Origin of the sequence: Pseudomonas sp. Ant30-3, assembly GCF_000690905.1 — a bacterium.
Classification (GTDB): Bacteria; Pseudomonadota; Gammaproteobacteria; order Pseudomonadales; family Pseudomonadaceae; genus Aquipseudomonas.
Genome location: NZ_JMCL01000223.1, coordinates 1 through 1,315, shown reverse-complemented (window position 1 = coordinate 1,315; position 1,315 = coordinate 1). Strand labels below are relative to the sequence as shown.

Here is a 1,315-nt window from a genome sequence, read left to right as displayed (position 1 = left end):
ATCTCGCTTTTACTTCTTCGGCTGGTACCTATGCCTTCGATGTCCAATGCGAAATGCTGGCTGACATCGGTTATGACGGCCTGACCTATGCCGTCTGGTCAGGGAGCCGATGGGAAACCGCAAAGCGTCTATCCACCGTGAAAGATCGTTTCGGTTTGGAGGTCTTTAGCGTGTATGTGGTGATCGACCTGGATCAGGGCCCACAGCATCCCATCAACGCAGGATTCTTGCGGATGCTTGAGGAGATGGAAGGCGTGAAGGCTGTCAATCTTGGAATCAGGACGGCAGGCCACGGTTCAAATCATCGAAAGGCACCGGACGACAAGGTACTGCAGGACTTCCTTGGTCGGGCACTTGAGATTTGCGCACGGCGCGGAATTGACATCCTGCTGTATTTTCATCTGGGCTTCTGGATGGATCATTACTCCATTGCGGCACAGATCTGCTCGGTCGTAAACCATCCGAATCTCGGCATCGTGTTTCCAAGCTATCACTGGTATGGCTACGAAACCAATGCAGGCAGCCCGACGGAGGGCTATCAGGCAGTAGACCCGACGCCAGCGTTAATGGCGTCAACACCCTTCATGCGGGAATTGACTCTCAGCGGCGCAACCCGCAGCCCACTTGGCTGGAGTCGTATTGCCACTTTCGAGGCGCTCGATGCAGGAGAACTCGACAACTTCGCACTTCTTGGACTTGCCAAGTCGTTCGGTTATACCGGCCCCGTCGGCTATGACGGCACATTGGTCGGGGGGAATCCATACAGCACGCTCAAACGCTCCTATGACGCGATGGACGAGATGTTGGGTTTGCTGACAAAGCACCCTGGTTGGGCCAAGCGTGAAACACACCCGTAACCCATGATTGAGCACATCTACATGTCCCAACACCCTTTGATTGCTGCCCAATTGAGGCAGGCGATGCGCGGCGTGGCCTCCACGGTGACGCTAATCACGTCGATCGCTCCCGATGGCCACGGACACGTAATGATCGCCAGTTCATTCACATCAGTCTCACTGGAGCCGCCCACGGTTCTAGTGTGCATTGGTCAGCAAACCCGTATCCATGGGCCGCTGCTGGCTTCTCGACGATTCTGCATCAATGTACTCCGCGCAGAACAGGAGGTACTTGCGGTGCACTGCCGTAGCGCCACGGGGACCGACCGTTTCGATCATGAAGCCTGGCGATTTGATGAAGTCAATGGGTTGCCCTATCTGCAAGGGGCGCAGGCTTCGCTGTTCTGTGAGCTGATTGAACACCATGCAGTCGGCACCCACTCGGTAATGCTGGCCAGTGTCGAGCGTGTGCTCACATC

Annotated in this window: 2 protein-coding genes; both read left to right on the top strand. The window is 55.8% G+C overall.

The window, feature by feature from the left end; genetic code table 11:
* A partial coding sequence (locus DU29_RS0128980) for a sugar phosphate isomerase/epimerase family protein (protein WP_028624812.1) occupies positions 1 to 857 on the top strand: 857 nt, incomplete at its 5' end.
* A gap of 3 nt (positions 858 to 860) precedes the next feature.
* Positions 861 to 1,315 (top strand): flavin reductase family protein (locus DU29_RS1000000132070; protein ID WP_081832563.1); only part of this gene is annotated, 455 nt, incomplete at its 3' end.